At 67.2% G+C, this 14686-nt stretch carries 14 protein-coding genes; 6 read left to right on the forward strand and 8 right to left on the reverse strand.

What is annotated here, in order from left to right; genetic code table 11:
* Positions 1 to 261: 261 nt before the first annotated feature.
* The 5 genes from ACS0OT_RS17800 to ACS0OT_RS17820 all read right to left on the reverse strand — a co-directional run bounded on the left by ACS0OT_RS17800 (position 262) and on the right by ACS0OT_RS17820 (position 4052).
* Positions 262 to 519, reverse strand: coding sequence for a hypothetical protein (locus tag ACS0OT_RS17800; protein ID WP_005419663.1), 258 nt, complete (start codon positions 517 to 519; stop codon positions 262 to 264).
* Positions 520 to 704: 185 nt separating this feature from the next.
* A complete protein-coding gene (locus ACS0OT_RS17805) occupies positions 705 to 1445 on the reverse strand; it encodes a DNA alkylation repair protein (protein WP_065178809.1) in 741 nt (246 codons plus the stop codon).
* Positions 1442 to 1942: a MarR family winged helix-turn-helix transcriptional regulator gene (locus ACS0OT_RS17810; protein ID WP_139727794.1), complete on the reverse strand. Its 501-nt coding sequence runs from the start codon at positions 1940 to 1942 to the stop codon at positions 1442 to 1444. The genes ACS0OT_RS17805 and ACS0OT_RS17810 overlap by 4 nt, the downstream gene beginning before the upstream one ends.
* 71 nt (positions 1943 to 2013) lie before the next feature.
* On the reverse strand, positions 2014 to 3312 hold the full coding sequence (locus tag ACS0OT_RS17815) for a sensor histidine kinase (protein WP_065178811.1): 1299 nt from the start codon (positions 3310 to 3312) through the stop codon (positions 2014 to 2016).
* 32 nt (positions 3313 to 3344) lie between these two features.
* Positions 3345 to 4052: a response regulator gene (locus ACS0OT_RS17820; protein WP_065178812.1), complete on the reverse strand. Its 708-nt coding sequence runs from the start codon at positions 4050 to 4052 to the stop codon at positions 3345 to 3347.
* A gap of 106 nt (positions 4053 to 4158) precedes the next feature.
* Here ACS0OT_RS17820 and ACS0OT_RS17825 point away from each other — a divergent pair, with 106 nt between their 5' ends.
* Together ACS0OT_RS17825 and ACS0OT_RS17830 are read left to right on the forward strand one after the other, a co-directional pair.
* On the forward strand, positions 4159 to 5082 hold the full coding sequence (locus ACS0OT_RS17825; RefSeq protein ID WP_005419669.1) for an aspartyl protease family protein: 924 nt from the start codon (positions 4159 to 4161) through the stop codon (positions 5080 to 5082).
* Between the two features lie 68 nt (positions 5083 to 5150).
* Positions 5151 to 6311 carry a serine hydrolase domain-containing protein gene (locus tag ACS0OT_RS17830; protein ID WP_139727800.1) on the forward strand — a complete coding sequence of 387 codons (1161 nt, stop codon included), beginning with the start codon at positions 5151 to 5153 and terminating at the stop codon, positions 6309 to 6311.
* A gap of 69 nt (positions 6312 to 6380) precedes the next feature.
* Here the strand turns inward: ACS0OT_RS17830 and ACS0OT_RS17835 are convergent, their stop codons facing one another.
* The 3 genes from ACS0OT_RS17835 to ACS0OT_RS17845 form a co-directional block, all read right to left on the reverse strand.
* Positions 6381 to 6992: a DUF6445 family protein gene (locus tag ACS0OT_RS17835; protein WP_053497029.1), complete on the reverse strand. Its 612-nt coding sequence runs from the start codon at positions 6990 to 6992 to the stop codon at positions 6381 to 6383.
* Positions 6993 to 7130: 138 nt separating this feature from the next.
* The gene (groL, locus tag ACS0OT_RS17840; RefSeq protein WP_005411226.1) at positions 7131 to 8780 is read right to left on the reverse strand and encodes a chaperonin GroEL; all 1650 of its coding nucleotides are present in this window, start codon (positions 8778 to 8780) and stop codon (positions 7131 to 7133) included.
* Between the two features lie 81 nt (positions 8781 to 8861).
* Positions 8862 to 9149, reverse strand: coding sequence for a co-chaperone GroES (locus ACS0OT_RS17845; RefSeq protein WP_005411227.1), 288 nt, complete (start codon positions 9147 to 9149; stop codon positions 8862 to 8864).
* A gap of 311 nt (positions 9150 to 9460) precedes the next feature.
* On the opposite strand from ACS0OT_RS17845, the gene ACS0OT_RS17850 reads away from it, so the two are divergent.
* The 4 genes from ACS0OT_RS17850 to ACS0OT_RS17865 all read left to right on the forward strand — a co-directional run bounded on the left by ACS0OT_RS17850 (position 9461) and on the right by ACS0OT_RS17865 (position 14581).
* A complete protein-coding gene (locus ACS0OT_RS17850) occupies positions 9461 to 11236 on the forward strand; it encodes an endonuclease (protein WP_235646051.1) in 1776 nt (591 codons plus the stop codon).
* 68 nt (positions 11237 to 11304) lie between these two features.
* Positions 11305 to 11643 (forward strand): divalent-cation tolerance protein CutA, encoded by a 339-nt coding sequence (gene cutA / locus ACS0OT_RS17855; protein ID WP_442255921.1) that lies wholly within the window; start codon positions 11305 to 11307, stop codon positions 11641 to 11643.
* Complete coding sequence (locus ACS0OT_RS17860; RefSeq protein ID WP_139727806.1) at positions 11640 to 14021, forward strand: protein-disulfide reductase DsbD family protein; 2382 nt, start codon at positions 11640 to 11642, stop codon at positions 14019 to 14021. Before cutA ends, ACS0OT_RS17860 begins: the two co-directional genes overlap by 4 nt.
* Positions 14018 to 14581, forward strand: a complete 564-nt coding sequence (locus tag ACS0OT_RS17865; RefSeq protein WP_139727808.1) for a TlpA family protein disulfide reductase — start codon at positions 14018 to 14020, stop codon at positions 14579 to 14581. The genes ACS0OT_RS17860 and ACS0OT_RS17865 overlap by 4 nt, the downstream gene beginning before the upstream one ends.
* The last annotated feature ends 105 nt before the right edge of the window (positions 14582 to 14686 follow it).

Genomic DNA, 14686 nt, shown 5'->3' on the forward strand with positions numbered 1-14686 from the left:
CGTGGCGGCATGAAAAAAGCCGCCAGGTTCGCTGGCGGCTTTCGGGAATGCGTCTGAAGCTTTCTTCAGGGTGAGCGCAGTCCTTCCTCCGCCAGTGGCTTCGGAAAGTAATACCAGTAAAAGCGGGTAGCGGCTGCGTTCATGGGATCTATTGATAGCACAGCTTCTGCGCAGTGCAAAATGTTTCATCCGCAACTGGGGGCGCGGTTCAGTGATGCGCCTGACTGCGCAGCGCACGTGGTGGCCGCTGTGCAACGTCGCTCATCTGCCATGCACTTCCACGTCCAGCAGCAGGCCTTCGTGGATGTCGGCCCAGCGCTCCAGCACGCGGTCCAGCTCCTGCCGGGCCTCGTCCAGCTGCTCGGGATTGAGCAGGGAACGGGTGGTGTAGAGATCGGACACCAGCCGGCGCAGTACCGCTTCCGGGATGGCCACCGAGGGCCCTTCCATCTGCGGCAGCTGCAGTGCCGGCGTATCGCCCTGCGGGCCGTACAGCGTTACCTGGAGCGTGCTCTGCATGATCAACTTCCCTGCGGATGGACATGGGCAATGTCCTGTTTACCGCGTCCGGGTGACAGACGCATGTGCCATGCGCCTCCGGAGGCGCTGTTACAAGGTGGCCAGAGCGGTGTAGAGCTCGATGAGGGTGTAGGACATGGAAGGCCTTCCTTGAGGTTGATGAGGTTGCCGGCCAGCGGCCGGCACTACCGCAACGAGCGCATGGCGCGTTTGCGGATGTAGGCATTGGCATCGCCAGGGTGCTGCTGTTGCCATCGTGCGCACAGCTCACGCAGCCACTGCGGGCGAGTCTTGCCGGCATCGTTGAGCCAGTTCCCGACCGAGTCCTGCACGTAGCGCTCCGGGTCGTTGGCCATTGCTTCCAGCATCGGCAACGCGAGTTCTGGATGCTGCTTGAACAGCGCGATATGCGTGGACCACACGCCTCGTGGGCGCAGCGCTTCGCACGCGAAGCGGCGCAGGTAAGGCGATGCTTCCTGCGTCCACACCTGCAGGTACTCAAGCGCCTGCAACGGTGCGGCAACGATGTCGCTGCGCAGCGCCAGCCATGCCCATTCGCGCACGCCGAAGTGCGGGTCGTCAGCCAGCGGACGCATCGCCCGCAGCTTGGCCGGCAGCGCCGCGCCGGCATCGCTGCCAATCAGGTAGCAGGCCCAGCCACGCACGGTGTCTGATGCGTGTGCCTGCCAGTGCGCGGGATCACCCTGCCCGGATTCGTGCAGCAACCGCGCCGCCAGCGCCATGCGCTGGGTGATGCCCTTGCCGGAGGCGTCGCGCATACATTGCAGCGCTTCCGGCTCGAGCACAGGTGCCACCCCCTGCAACAGCGCGGCGAAATCCACTGCCAGGCATTCGGCCAGATGCGTGGCAGCGGCACCACCGCTGTTGAGTGCACGCAGCCGTTCCGCGGGAATGGGCGTGCTCATGCGGAGGCTTCCCGCCCGGTGTCCGTGTGCTGCCAGACCTTGTGCAGCAGTTGTGACAGCTGCTGCCGTTCATCAGCATCCAGGCCGTTGAACAGGCCGCTGATCCATTGTGTGTGCCGCTCGAACAGCGACTCGGCCAAACGCTTGCCCGGTGCGGTCAACACGATCTGCAGACGACGGCCATCCTCGTCATCGCTGCGACGCTGCAGCAGGCCTTCGCGCTGCAGGCCATCGAGCAGGCCGCTGATGGTGGCCCGGGTCACGCCAGCGCGCTCGGCCAGCGCGTGCGGCGCCAGTGCGCCGCCGGCCCCGTGCAGCAGGAACAGCAAGATGAAGCGACCCTCGCTGAGCCCGTGCGGTGCCAACCGTGCAGCGCAGTCGCGATCGATCGACGAGGACAACGAGAGCAGCTGGAAGCACAGGCGCAGCTGCGCGATGTTGGCGTGGCCGCGCCGCTGCGCTTCCTCCAGCAACGCCTGATGCTTGGCTTCGATCATCCTTTCCTCACTGAATGATTAGGCACCTAATCATATGGAGGAGTGGCCAGTGGAAGCAAATCGGAGTTGACTCAGGAAGTGCGTCCCAGCAGCAGCCGCGCGATCAGCCCCCCGCCCTCGCGGTGCAACAGCTGAAGTTCGCCCGCGTGGCGCTTCGCCACGTTGGCAGCCACGGCCAGTCCAAGTCCGGCGCCCCCGGTGGCGCGGCTACGCGAGCCCTCGCTGCGCTGGAACGGTTGCAGCAGGCGTGCGCGATCGATCTCGGCGATGCCAGGGCCGCGGTCCATCACGTCCAGCTGCACTCCATCCCCCGCCATGGCGACCCACAGCTCCACGGCGCCCGCGTAGCGCTCGGCGTTGTCGATGAGATTGTCGACCGCGCGCCGGAGCAGCAGCGCATCGCCATGCCACGGCAACGTATCCGGGCCCTGAAGGGAAATGTCGACCCCGCGCAGCAGCGCCGCCTGCACGCAGTCCTCCAGCAGCGCTGAAAGATCCACCATCCGCATCTGCAACGGCTGCAGCTCACCGCGTGCGTAGTCGAGCACCTGCTCGATCATCGTATCCATGCGCTCGATGTCTGCCACCATCCTGGCGGCCTGTGGCGCGGGAGCGAACTCCGCCCGCAGGCGCAGGCCGGTCAGGGGCGTGCGCAGGTCATGCGCCACGGCCGCCAGCATATGGGTCATGTCCCGTGCCTGGGCGCGCAGACGTTCGCGACCGGTGCTGATCGCTGTGGCCAGTACCTGCACTTCGCGTGGACCGTCATCAGGCAATGGCGTTTCGGCCTGCAGGTCGACCCGTGCGCTGGCTTCAGCCAGGCGTCGCAGCGGGCGCCCCAACCGGATCGACGCCCACGCCGCCAGAGGGGCCAGCAGGATCGCACCGCCCAGCAGGGCGAGCATCACCTGGCGGCGCCAGGCCGCCAGTTCACTGTGGTCGCTGCCGACCACCCGCCATCGGCCATCGGCTTGCCGCATCCCCAGTTCGAACGGCGGCCACTGCATGGCGGTCAGCAACGCGGCCTGCGATTTCAGCACGCCAGCACGAGCGGAGGCGTCCAGTACCGCGCCACCCTCGATGACCTGCACATCGGGCGCCCTGCCCTGCCCCGTCCACACCAGGCGTACATTCCTGGCCGGCAGGTCCATCTGCAGCGCCGCCAACTGGGTGAGCCAGTCACTGGCGCTGCCCCGGGGTGGCGCGTCCTGCGTCGACATATGCAATCCCAGTGGCGCCGGCGCCTGTTCCCCACGCAGCACCTGCATCGCATGGTCCAGCCGCATCGGTGGCGGCGCGGGCCGGGGCATCCACCCCACTACCGCCACGCTGACCAGGGTTGCCAGCAGCAGGCTGGCCAAGGCCAGCATCGCGATCCAGCGGGTGGTTGACCACCGGCTGCTCACAACACCCCTACCTCCGCGTTGAAGCGGTACCCTTCGCCACGCAGTGTCTGCACAAGGGCTTCAGCGCCGGACGCGGCCTGCCCGAGCTTGCGGCGCAGGCGGCTGATCGCAAGGTCGACGGCACGGTCCACGCTGTCACTGGCTTCTCCGCGACTCAACTGCAGCAGCTGTTCGCGCGCCAGCACCCGCCCGGGACGTTCAGCCAGTGCCAGCAGCAGGGAGAATTCACCGCGGCTCAGCACCAGTTCGGCGCCATCCGGCGCGAACAGGCGACGCTGGTCAGGCAGCAATCGCCAGCCATCAAACCGCAGCTCGCTGGCCACCTGTGCGCGCAGCTTGTCCTGCCTGCGCATCAGCGCGCGAACCCGCGCCAACAGCTCGCGCGGGTCAAACGGCTTGGCCAGGTAGTCGTCCGCGCCCATCTCCAGGCCGATCACGCGATCCGGCGCGGCCCCCATCGCCGACAGCATCAGGATCGGGATCGCCCGCGCCTGCAGCCGGCGGCATACCGACAGGCCGTCCTCACCGGGCATCATCCAGTCGAGGATGATCAGGTCAGGACGTTCAACCTGCAGCAACACGTCCAGCGCTGTTGCATCCGCCGCCACACGCACCTGGTAGCCGTGCAGCAGCAGGTGGTCGGCGATGGCGTCACGAATGCTGGCATCGTCATCGACGACGATGACGCGGATGGGAGTGTTCATTCGCCCAGTATCCCGCACCTGTGTATCAGGACGGTATCAACGCCGATATCGCGGTGATACGCCGCTGCGCGCCAATGGTCGCCCACGATCACTGCGGAGTCTCCCCTTGCGCCTGTTCCTGCTGCCCCTGTTCGCCATCCCCTTGCCGGCGCTCGCCTCCGATGCCGCCGAGCACGTCCTGCCGATGTGGATGCAGGGCGGTCATCCGGCAGTGGCCGTCTCGCTGGACGGGCGTTCAGAGCCGCTGCGCTTCGTGGTCGACAGTGCCGCCGGGGCAACCCTGGTCGATGCACGCGTAGTGCGGCGCTACGGTTTGCAGGATGCGGAAGCGGCAGTGTCGCAGGCCCAGGGCGCGAGCGCGAAGGCGGCGCGGTTGCAGCGCATGCGCAGCACAGCGTGGCAGCTGGGCAGCTGGCAATTGAAGGCCAGCGGCATGCAGGTCGACCTGTCATCGCTGGCGAAGGGCGATGATCCGGCCATTGACGGCTTGATCGGCAACGACCTGACCGGGCGCTGGGACACCCGTTGGGACTTCGGCCGCAATCAACTGGCGCTGTGGACACCCGGCGGCTTGGACCTGGAAGGACCGGGTTGCCAACCCAATGCGCTGCCCGGCCGCGATGACGGCCTGCGCCAGTTCGGCTTCATCACGCTTGCCTTGGGTACGCCCGGCGTGGACGCCATCGCCGTGGTCGACACCGGTGCCGCGCAGACCGTCCTCAACGCCGAAGCAGCCCGCGCACTGGGCCTGCGCACCGACGGCAGCGATGCTCGGGTGCGTGCACGTGAAGAGGGCACCGAGGGGCTGGGTGGCGGTGCACAGGCAACCTGGCTGTACACCCTGCCCGGCATGACCGGCGGCAACTGGCAGCACCCGCCGATGGAGGTCCGGATCAGCGAACTGCCGGTGTTCAGGGCGATCGGCCTGGAGGCGCGACCGGCCTTGATCCTCGGTGCCGACGCGATGCGCGGTGGCCAGGTGGACATCGGTGCGGGTGCCGCGCGGATCTGCCTGCGCCGACCCGGCTGACGTCTGGCGCATGACGGCGGGAGCTGGCAGGCGTAGCATCGCGCCACGTCCCGCCAGGAGTTCCACGCATGCGCCGTGCTGTCCTGCTGTTGCTGACGCTGCTCCCGCCGGCCGTGCTGGCCGCGCCGCCGCTACCCTCGCCCGCGCGCATCGATGCCGAAGCACAGCGGCTGATGCAGGCGGCCCATGCGCGCGGGATGGCGCTGGCGGTGATCGATGGCGGCAAGGTGGTACACGTGGCCGCCTACGGCGAACGCAACGCCGCAGGCGAGCCGCTGCGCACCGATACCGTGATGTACGCCGCCTCGCTGACCAAGATGGCGTTCGGCCACCTGGTCGCACAGCTTGCCCAGGACGCACGGATCGAGCTGGACGCCAGCATCGCCACGGCGCTGGACAAGCCGCTGCCGGACTACCCGCCAGAGCCGAAGAAGTACGCCGACTACAGCGTACTGACCGATGATGCGCGCTGGCGCCAGCTCACTCCGCGCCTGCTGCTCAACCATTCCAGTGGCTTTGCCAACTTCGGGTTCCTGGAACCCGATGGCCGCCTGAAGTTCCACTTCGATCCGGGCAGTCGTTATGGGTATTCCGGCGAAGGGCTGATCCTGTTGCAGTTCGTGATCGAGCGTGGACGGCTTGGCCAGGACGTGGGTGCATTGATGCAGCGGCAGGTATTCGACCGCTTCGGCATGGTCCGCACCAGCATGATGTGGCGTGAGGATTTCGCCGCCAACCTGGCCGATGGCTGGACGGCGGAAGGCACGGCCGAGCCGCACGATGAACGCAGCCGCGTGCGTGCGGCCGGTTCGATGGATACCACCATCGCCGACATGGCGCGCTTCGCTGCCGGCTATGTCCGCGGCGATGGGCTGTCGCCTGCAATGCGCAGGGAACTGGTGCGGCCGCAGCTGCCGATCACCACCGCCAGCCAGTTCCCCACGTTGCAGCCGGAGCTGCCCGTGGCGCAGCAACGCAAGGATCTGGCCTCAGGCCTGGGCGTGGTGACGTTCCGCGGCCCGCAGGGCGCAGGCTTCTACAAGGGTGGCCACGACGATGCGGTCGGCAACACGCTGGTGTGCATCGAACGGTACAGACGCTGCGTGGTGATCCTGGGCAACGATGTACGGGCGGAAGCTGCGTTCCCGGCACTGGTGGCATTCGTACTGGGCGATACCGGCGTGCCGTGGCAGTGGGAGTATGGCGCGGCGAAGGTATTCGTCGAATGAGGGTGCGATGACGCCTGCATGGCGAACGCGGCCAGGGGGAGCATCCACGCCATGCGTGGATGGCACTCCTCAGCGCGCCTGCTCGAAGAACATCAGGTACACCAGCCGGCCATTCTCCGGTCGATCACCGAACGCTGGCCCGGCGGTGTGCCAGAACCAGGGCCGCAGCAGCACCAGCCGGTTGAAGCGCATCGGAATGCGCATGGTCATTTCCCACTGGCTGTCGTCGTTGCTGTCGCGCTCGATGATGTCGCGATGCATGTCGCCGCCGTTGGCGTAGCCCAATGCGGCCAGCTCCGCCGCGTCCAGGGCCATGCGCTCGGTGCCGGTACGGCGATGGCGGAAGAACTCGGTGCCGCCCTCGCAGTGCTCCGGTGCACTCAGGTAGAGAATGCCCGACCAGTGCGAGTGGTCGGCGTGTACCTTGGCGCGGCCGATGTCGCCGGCAAGGGTAAGGCGGAACTTGCCGTGCGACTGCAGCGGGTTGACCGGCCGCAGCGGTTCGTTGACCAGTCGCGAGACCGCGCCGGACAGGCCATCCAGCTCCAGCCGCTGCTGTGAATTGCGGCCGGGGAATGCGCCCTCCTGGACGGGATAGTCCAGGCCCAGTGCCGCCTGGCGCAACCCCTGCGCATCGGCGGGAGAAAGGAAGTCGTCAACGACGATGAACGAGGTAGGCATGGTCACCGAGCGTAGCGATGCACTGCGGCGACGGCAACCGGGCAACAAAAAACCCCGCCTTGCGGCGGGGTTCTTCTTTAACATCACATCGGGAAGGCGTGCCGACCGAGGCCGGCAACGACCGCCGGAGGCGTGGACTTAGAAGTCCATGCCGCCCATGCCGCCCATGCCACCCATGCCACCAGCGCCGCCCATGGCCGGCTCGTCCTTCTTCGGAGCTTCGGCAACCATGGCTTCGGTGGTGATCATCAGGCCGGCGATCGAGGCCGCGTTCTGCAGGGCCGAACGGGTCACCTTGGTCGGGTCCAGGATGCCGAACTGCAGCATGTCGCCGAACTCGCCGGTGGCCGCGTTGTAGCCGAAGCTGCCGGTGCCTTCCTTGACCTTGTTGATGATGACCGACGGCTCGTCGCCGGCGTTGGCCACGATCTCGCGCAGCGGGGCTTCCATCGCACGCAGGGCAATCTGGATGCCGTGGTTCTGGTCTTCGTTGGCACCCTTCAGGCCGGCCAGCGCGGTGATCGCGCGGACCAGGGCAACGCCGCCGCCCGGGACCACGCCTTCTTCAACGGCTGCACGGGTGGCGTGCAGGGCGTCGTCGACGCGATCCTTCTTTTCCTTCATTTCGATTTCGGTCGAGGCGCCGACCTTGATCACCGCAACGCCGCCGGCCAGCTTGGCCACGCGTTCCTGCAGCTTCTCGCGATCGTAATCCGAGGAGGTGTCCTGGATCTGGGTCTTGATCTGCGCCACGCGTGCATCAACGTTGGCCTTGTCGCCGACGCCGTCGATGATGGTGGTGTTCTCCTTGGAGACCTGCACCTTCTTGGCGCGGCCCAGGTCCTTGATGGTGGCCTTTTCCAGCGACAGGCCGACTTCTTCGGAGATCACGGTGCCGCCGGTCAGCACGGCCATGTCTTCCAGCATCGCCTTGCGGCGGTCGCCGAAGCCCGGGGCCTTGACGGCCACGACCTTGACGATGCCACGGATGGTGTTGACCACCAGGGTCGCCAGCGCTTCGCCTTCGACTTCTTCAGCGACGATCAGCAGCGGCTTGCCGGCCTTGGCGACGCCTTCCAGTACCGGCAGCAGGTCACGGACGTTGGAGATCTTCTTGTCGTGCAGCAGGATGAACGGATCATCCAGGTCAGCGGTCTGCGACTGCTGGTTGTTGATGAAGTACGGCGACAGGTAGCCGCGGTCGAACTGCATGCCCTTGACCACGTCCAGCTCGTTGTCCAGGCCCGAGCCTTCTTCAACGGTGATGACGCCTTCCTTGCCGACTTCCTTCATCGCGTCAGCGATGATCTGGCCGATCGACTCGTCCGAGTTGGCCGAGATGGTACCGACCTGGGCAATCGCCTTGTCGTCGGCGGTCGGCTTGGAGATGTTCTTCAGCTCGGCGACGGCAGCCGAAACGGCCTTGTCGATACCGCGCTTGAGGTCCATCGGATTCATGCCGGCGGCAACGGCCTTGGCGCCTTCGCGGATCAGGGCCTGGGCCAGCACGGTGGCGGTGGTGGTGCCGTCGCCGGCATCGTCGTTGGTGCGCGACGCAACTTCCTTCACCATCTGCGCGCCCATGTTCTCGAACTTGTCAGCCAGTTCGATTTCCTTGGCGACGGAGACGCCGTCCTTGGTGATGGTCGGGGCGCCGAAGCTCTTTTCCAGCACGACGTTGCGGCCCTTCGGGCCCAGGGTGGCCTTGACGGCATTGGCGAGAACATTGACGCCGCGCACCATGCGCGAACGGGCGTCTTCACCGAAACGAATATCCTTGGCAGCCATTGCATTTACCTCATTGGTAGCGCCGGACGAGGCCCGGCGGCTGGGAGTTTGGGATCAGGTTGAAACAGGTCGCGCCGAAGCTCAGCCGATGACGGCGAGCACGTCGTCTTCGCGCAGGACCTTGTATTCGACGCCTTCGCTCTTGTACGAGCTGCCGGCGTACTGGCCGTAGATGACCTTGTCGCCGACCTTCAGCGACGGCGCGCGCACGTTGCCGTTGTCCAGCGGCTTGCCGGGGCCGACGGCCACGACCTCACCCTTGGTGGACTTTTCCTTGGCCGAGTCGGGGATGACGATGCCACCGGCGGAGATTTCGTCGGCTTCGATCGGCTTGACCACAACGCGGTCGTGCAGCGGCTTGATGCTCATAGGAGACCTCTTAAGTGATTGATTGGTCTAAAAAAGTCCGGCGATGTTAGCACTCACCCCAGGCGAGTGCCAGAACCGCACGTGAAGAAACCCGACAACGTCGGGAGCAGGGCAGAGATGGAGCCCTGCCGCCCCCTTTCAAGGGCGGAATGAAAAAATTTTTTCGCCCGCGCGCCTCGGCCAGGGCGTCGGTCCAGATCAATTTCGGTGACAAGCGTCGCACTGTCAGATATCTGACGTTCATTTACGACAAAGTGTCACTGGATCGGCCTTAGGCTCGGTCAGGCATTCCCAATCACAAGGAGTAGTCGATGCGATTGCTGTCCCCGCTTGCCGCCGCCTGCCTGCTGGCGCTGGCCGCTGCGCCGGTCCAGGCCGAGGTCTTCATCAATGAACTGCACTACGACGACAGCACCGCCGCCGGTGACGTCGGCGAAGCGATCGAGGTCGTAGCCACTGCCGGTGAGGACCTGTCCGGCTACCGCCTGTACCTCTACAACGGCAGCAACCCGTCGGCCGCCACCGTCTACGCCAACAATCCGGTCCCGGCCGGCACCGCCGCCGGCTGCGGCAGCGCCACCATCGCCGTGGTCAACTACCCGACCAACGGCCTCCAGAATGGTCCGAACGACGGCATCGCCCTGGTCGATGCCAGCGGCAAGGTGGTCCAGTTCCTCAGCTACGAGGGCGCCATCACCGCCTCCGGTGGCCCCGCCGCGGGCATGACCAGCCAGAACATCCCGGTGGCCGAAAGCAACAGCACCGCGCCGGGCACCTCGCTGCAGCTGACCGGCAGCGGCAGCCAGTACGCCCACTTCACCTGGGCCGAATCTGCCGGCCAGACGTTCGGCAGCTGCAACAACGGCCAGACCTTCAGCGGCGGTGGCACGCCAGGCCCCAACACGCCGCCGTCAGTCTCCACCACCACCCCGGCGCAGGGCAGCAGCACCTTCCCCGCTGCCGCCGACCTGGAAGTGGTGTTCAGCGAGACGGTGAACCTGGCCAGTGGCGCCTTCGCCCTGAGCTGCGGCACCTCCGGCAGCGTGCCGCTGACCTTCCCGGCCAGCGGCCGCAGCGTGAAGCTGTCCACCAATACCGCGCTGGTGGCCGGTGAAGCCTGCCGCTTCGACATCCGCGCCGCGCGCATCACCGACCTGCAGGGCGCGCATCCGGCCGCCGACAGCCGCATCGCCTTCACCGTGGCCAGCACCGGCGGCAACCCGGGCGTGCCGGCCGGCTACTACTCCAGGGTCAACACCAACAGCCCCAGCCAGCTGCGCTGCTCGCTGCACGCCACCATCAAGGGCCATACCGCCTACCCGTACAGCGGCTCGGGCACCAGCACCTGGACCATCCTGGAAATCGCCGACGAGGATCCGAACAACCCGAACCGCATCCTCGATGCGTACCGCAACCGCAGCTACGCCAAGGTCAGTGATCGTGCGGGCACCGGCAGCGGCCTGACCTACAACCGCGAGCACACTTGGCCGAACTCGCTGGGCTTTGCCACCACCACCGGTGACAAGGGCCTGCCCTACGCGCCGTACACCGACACCCACATGCTGTACCTGACCGACGCGCAGTGGAACGCCGACCGTGGCAACAAGCCGTTCGCCAAGTGCGATGCCAGCTGCGGCGAGCGTGCCACCGAAGCCAACAATGGGCAGGGCGGCGGCAGCGGCGGCTACCCGGGCAACTCCAACTGGGTGCGCACGCCGGACGGCAACACCGGCACCTTCGAGGTGTGGGGCAAGCGCAAGGGCGACATGGCGCGTGCGGTGATGTACATGGCGATCCGCTATGAGGGTGGCAAGGATGCGGCCACCGGTCAGTCCGAGCCGGACCTGGAGCTGACCGACGACCGCAGCAAGATCGTCAAGACCAGCAGTTCGCCGGCCTACATGGGCCTGCTGTCGACGCTGATCGACTGGCACCTGTCCGATCCGCCGGATGATGCCGAGCGTGCCCGCAATGACGTGGTCTACAGCTTCCAGGGCAATCGCAACCCGTTCATCGACCACCCCGAGTGGGCGACCCCGGCCCTGTTCACCTCGGCCAAGCCAGCCACCTGCCAGCTGGCCAACTGACCGCGCAACGCAGCGGTCCACTGCCGCCGCCGGGCCCTGACCCGGCGGCGGCCCTATACTCGGCGGTCATGCCGATCGTCGATCCCGTCCTGCTGCTGTTGACCACCTGCCCGGACCGGGCCAGTGCCGAGCGCATTGCGCACGCGCTGGTCGGCGAGCGCCTGGCCGCGTGCGTGACCCGCCTTGATGGCGCGCAGTCCACCTACCGCTGGCAGGGCCAGGTGACCACCGATGCCGAGCTGCAGCTGCTGGTAAAGACCACCGCGAGCCGCGTCGATGACGCAATCGCCCGGATCGTCGAACTGCATCCGTATGAACTCCCGGAGTGCATCGCGGTCGAAACCCGGGCCGGCCTGCCGGCATATCTGGACTGGATCCGGGCACAGACCCGGGAGGACACTGATTGAAGACTCTGTTTGCGCGTGGCGCCGCCTTGTGCGCCCTGTTGTGGCTCTCGCTGCCCGCCTTGGCCCTGGATGAGAAGGACCTGCTGCCGGTGGACCAGGCGTTCGCGCTGACCGCCACTGCCCCCGAACGGGGCCAGGTGCAGCTGCAGTTCAAGATCGCACCGGGCTACTACCTGTATCGCCACCGCACCAGCGTCAAGGCGGATCCGGCCTTCAATGCCGGCACGCTGCAGATGCCCAAGGGTGACAGGCACCACGATGATTTCTTCGGCGAGGTCGAAACCTATCGCGAGCGCCTGCAGGCCACCCTGCCCGGCACGCCGACGGACGCTGCCGGCACCATCAGCCTGGAAGTCCGCTACCAGGGCTGCGCCGATGCCGGCGTCTGCTACCCACCGCAGAAGCGCGTGGTGCAGGTCACCCTGCCGGGTGCCGGTGCGGCGGCCGTGGTGCCTGCCGCGCGTACCGGTGCCGCCAGTCCGTTCAACAACCCGCTGGCCGGTGCCGGCAACAGCGGTGGCCTGCGCCTGCCGGGCGCGGCCAACAACAGCCAGGCGCTGCCGCTGCCGTCGGAACAGGCGTTCGGCTTCGATGCCATCGCCAGCGACGGCAACACCCTGCTGCTGCGCTTCAGCCCGGCACCCGGCTACTACCTGTACCGCGACCGCACTTCGCTGAAGCTGGAAGGCAGCGCCGGCGTGCTCGCCGACAAGCCGCGCTGGCCGGCCGCGCAGTCGCATCGCGACGAGCACTTCGGCGATGTCTCGGTGTACTTCAACCAGGTGGAAGTGCCGCTGCCGCTGCGCCGCACCGTTACTGATGCGGTCGACAGCACCCTGGTGGTGACCTTCCAGGGCTGCCAGACCGATGGTATCTGCTACCCGCCGATGACCCGTCGGGTGAAGCTGTCGATTCCGGCCGGCAAGCTCAACGCCGGCACCGGCCAGGCGCCAGTGCGCGAGGAAGCAGTCAATGCGCTGGGCGCTGCCGGTGCGCCGCGTGAATCCGCCAATGGCGTACCGCTGCGCCTGCTGCCGACCGTACCCAACGACGGCAACGCCGCTCCCGCCGCCAGCGGCAGTGAGGGCGCGCGCAATGAGTTCGCCGCCGATGCGCGCGATGGCAACGCCCTGCGCACGCGTCCGCCGGCGACCACCCCGAACCCGGACCGATCGTTCGTCTGGGTGCTGCTGCTGGCGCTGGCCGGTGGCCTGGTACTGAACCTGATGCCCTGCGTGCTGCCGATCCTGTCGCTGAAGGTGCTGAGCCTGGCGCAGAGCGGCGAGAGCCCCGAGCGCGCGCGCAGCCATGCCCTCTGGTACACGTTGGGCGTGCTGGTCGCGTTCGCGGGGATCGGCGCGCTGATGGTAGGCCTGCGTGCGATCGGCAACGCCGTCGGCATCGGCTTCCAGCTGCAGCACCCGGGCGTGGTGGCGGCGCTGGCCTACATCATGTTCGCGGTGGGCCTGAGCCTGTCCGGCGTATTCACCCTCGGCGGCGGCATCGGCAATCTTGGCCAGTCGCTGGCCAGCCGCAGCGGCCCGGCCGGTGACTTCTTCACCGGTGCGCTGGCCTGCGTGGTCGGCAGTGCCTGCGTCGGCCCGTTCATGGGCGGTGCGATCGCCTACGCCTTCATTGCCCCACCGCTGAAGGCGATGACCGTGTTCCTGTTCCTTGGCCTGGGCCTGGCGCTGCCGTTCCTGCTGATCGGCTTCGTGCCAGCGCTGGCACGCCGCCTGCCCAAGCCCGGCCCGTGGATGGAAACGCTCAAGCACGTGCTGGCCTTCCCGATGTACGCCACTGCGCTGTGGCTGCTGTGGGTGCTGGGCAAGCAGCGCGGCGTGGACGGCATGGCGCTGGTGCTGGGTGGCCTGCTGCTGTTCGCGTTCGGCCTGTGGCTGTTTGAACGCAACCGCTGGACCGGCTCGCGTGCGGTGACCCTGCTCGGTGTGCTGCTGGCGATCGGTGCGCTGGTTCCGGCCTGGGGCGTGACCCAGCTTGCACCGCCGGCGAGGGCAGCACAGGCCGCCAGCGACAACGTGGTCGAGTATTCGCCGCAGCTGCTGGACCGCCTGCGCGCCGACAACCGCGTGGTGTTCGTCAACATGACCGCCGACTGGTGCGTGAGCTGCAAGGCCAACGAACGTGCGGTGCTGTCACGGCCGGAGTTCAAGGAACTGCTCAAGCGCACCAATGCGGTGTACATGCGCGGTGACTACACCAACGTCGACCCGCAGATCACCACGTTCCTGGAAGAGCACAAGGCGGTTGGCGTACCGCTGTACGTGGTGTACGGCCCCGGCGCGCCGCCGACCGTGCTGCCGACCCTGCTGACCCAGGCGGTGGTCGAGGAAGCGCTGCTGCGCACCGCACGATGAAGTGGCAACGGCCAGCGCTGCTGTGGACAGCGGTGCTGGCCGCCGGCCTCGGCCTGTGGGCCGGGCATCGGCTGTCACCCGGCACATCAGCACCTGCCGCGCCAGCAACGGCTTCCAGGGCGACGGCCGTGAAGCCCACGCTGCAGGTGGGCGATCAGTTGCCCGCGCTGACACTGCCGGACCTGGCGGGTCAGCCATTGGTCCTGCGCGATCACTTCGCCGGCCGGCCGCTGCTGATCAACGTCTGGGCCAGCTGGTGTGCGCCCTGCGTGAAAGAGATGCCCGAACTGGCGCGCTTCGCCGATGCCCAGGGCGACAACGGTGTGCAGGTGCTGGGTCTGGCGCTGGACACGACGGACGACGTGCGCGGTTTCCTGCAGCAGGTGCCAGTGGACTACCCGATCGTGATCGAGACACCGGGCCCGCGCGATGCCAGCGTGCAGCTCGGCAACGCGCAAGGCCTGCTGCCCTACAGCGTGTTGTTCGATGCGCAGGGGCGAATGGTAAAAGCGAAGCTGGGACCGTTCGCCCACGGCGAGATCGACGGCTGGGTGAAGTGAGGGTGTTTTTTGCAGGGCTTGCAGCCCTGCACCCTGCTCAATGCAACGGCAACAGCCAAAGCCAAAGCGGGCATTCCGTGGGTTGGCGGGGCGGTGTCGGAGTGC

It is taken from the genome of Stenotrophomonas maltophilia group sp. RY12688, assembly GCF_052149045.1.
GTDB classification, from domain to species: domain Bacteria; phylum Pseudomonadota; class Gammaproteobacteria; order Xanthomonadales; family Xanthomonadaceae; genus Stenotrophomonas; species Stenotrophomonas sepilia.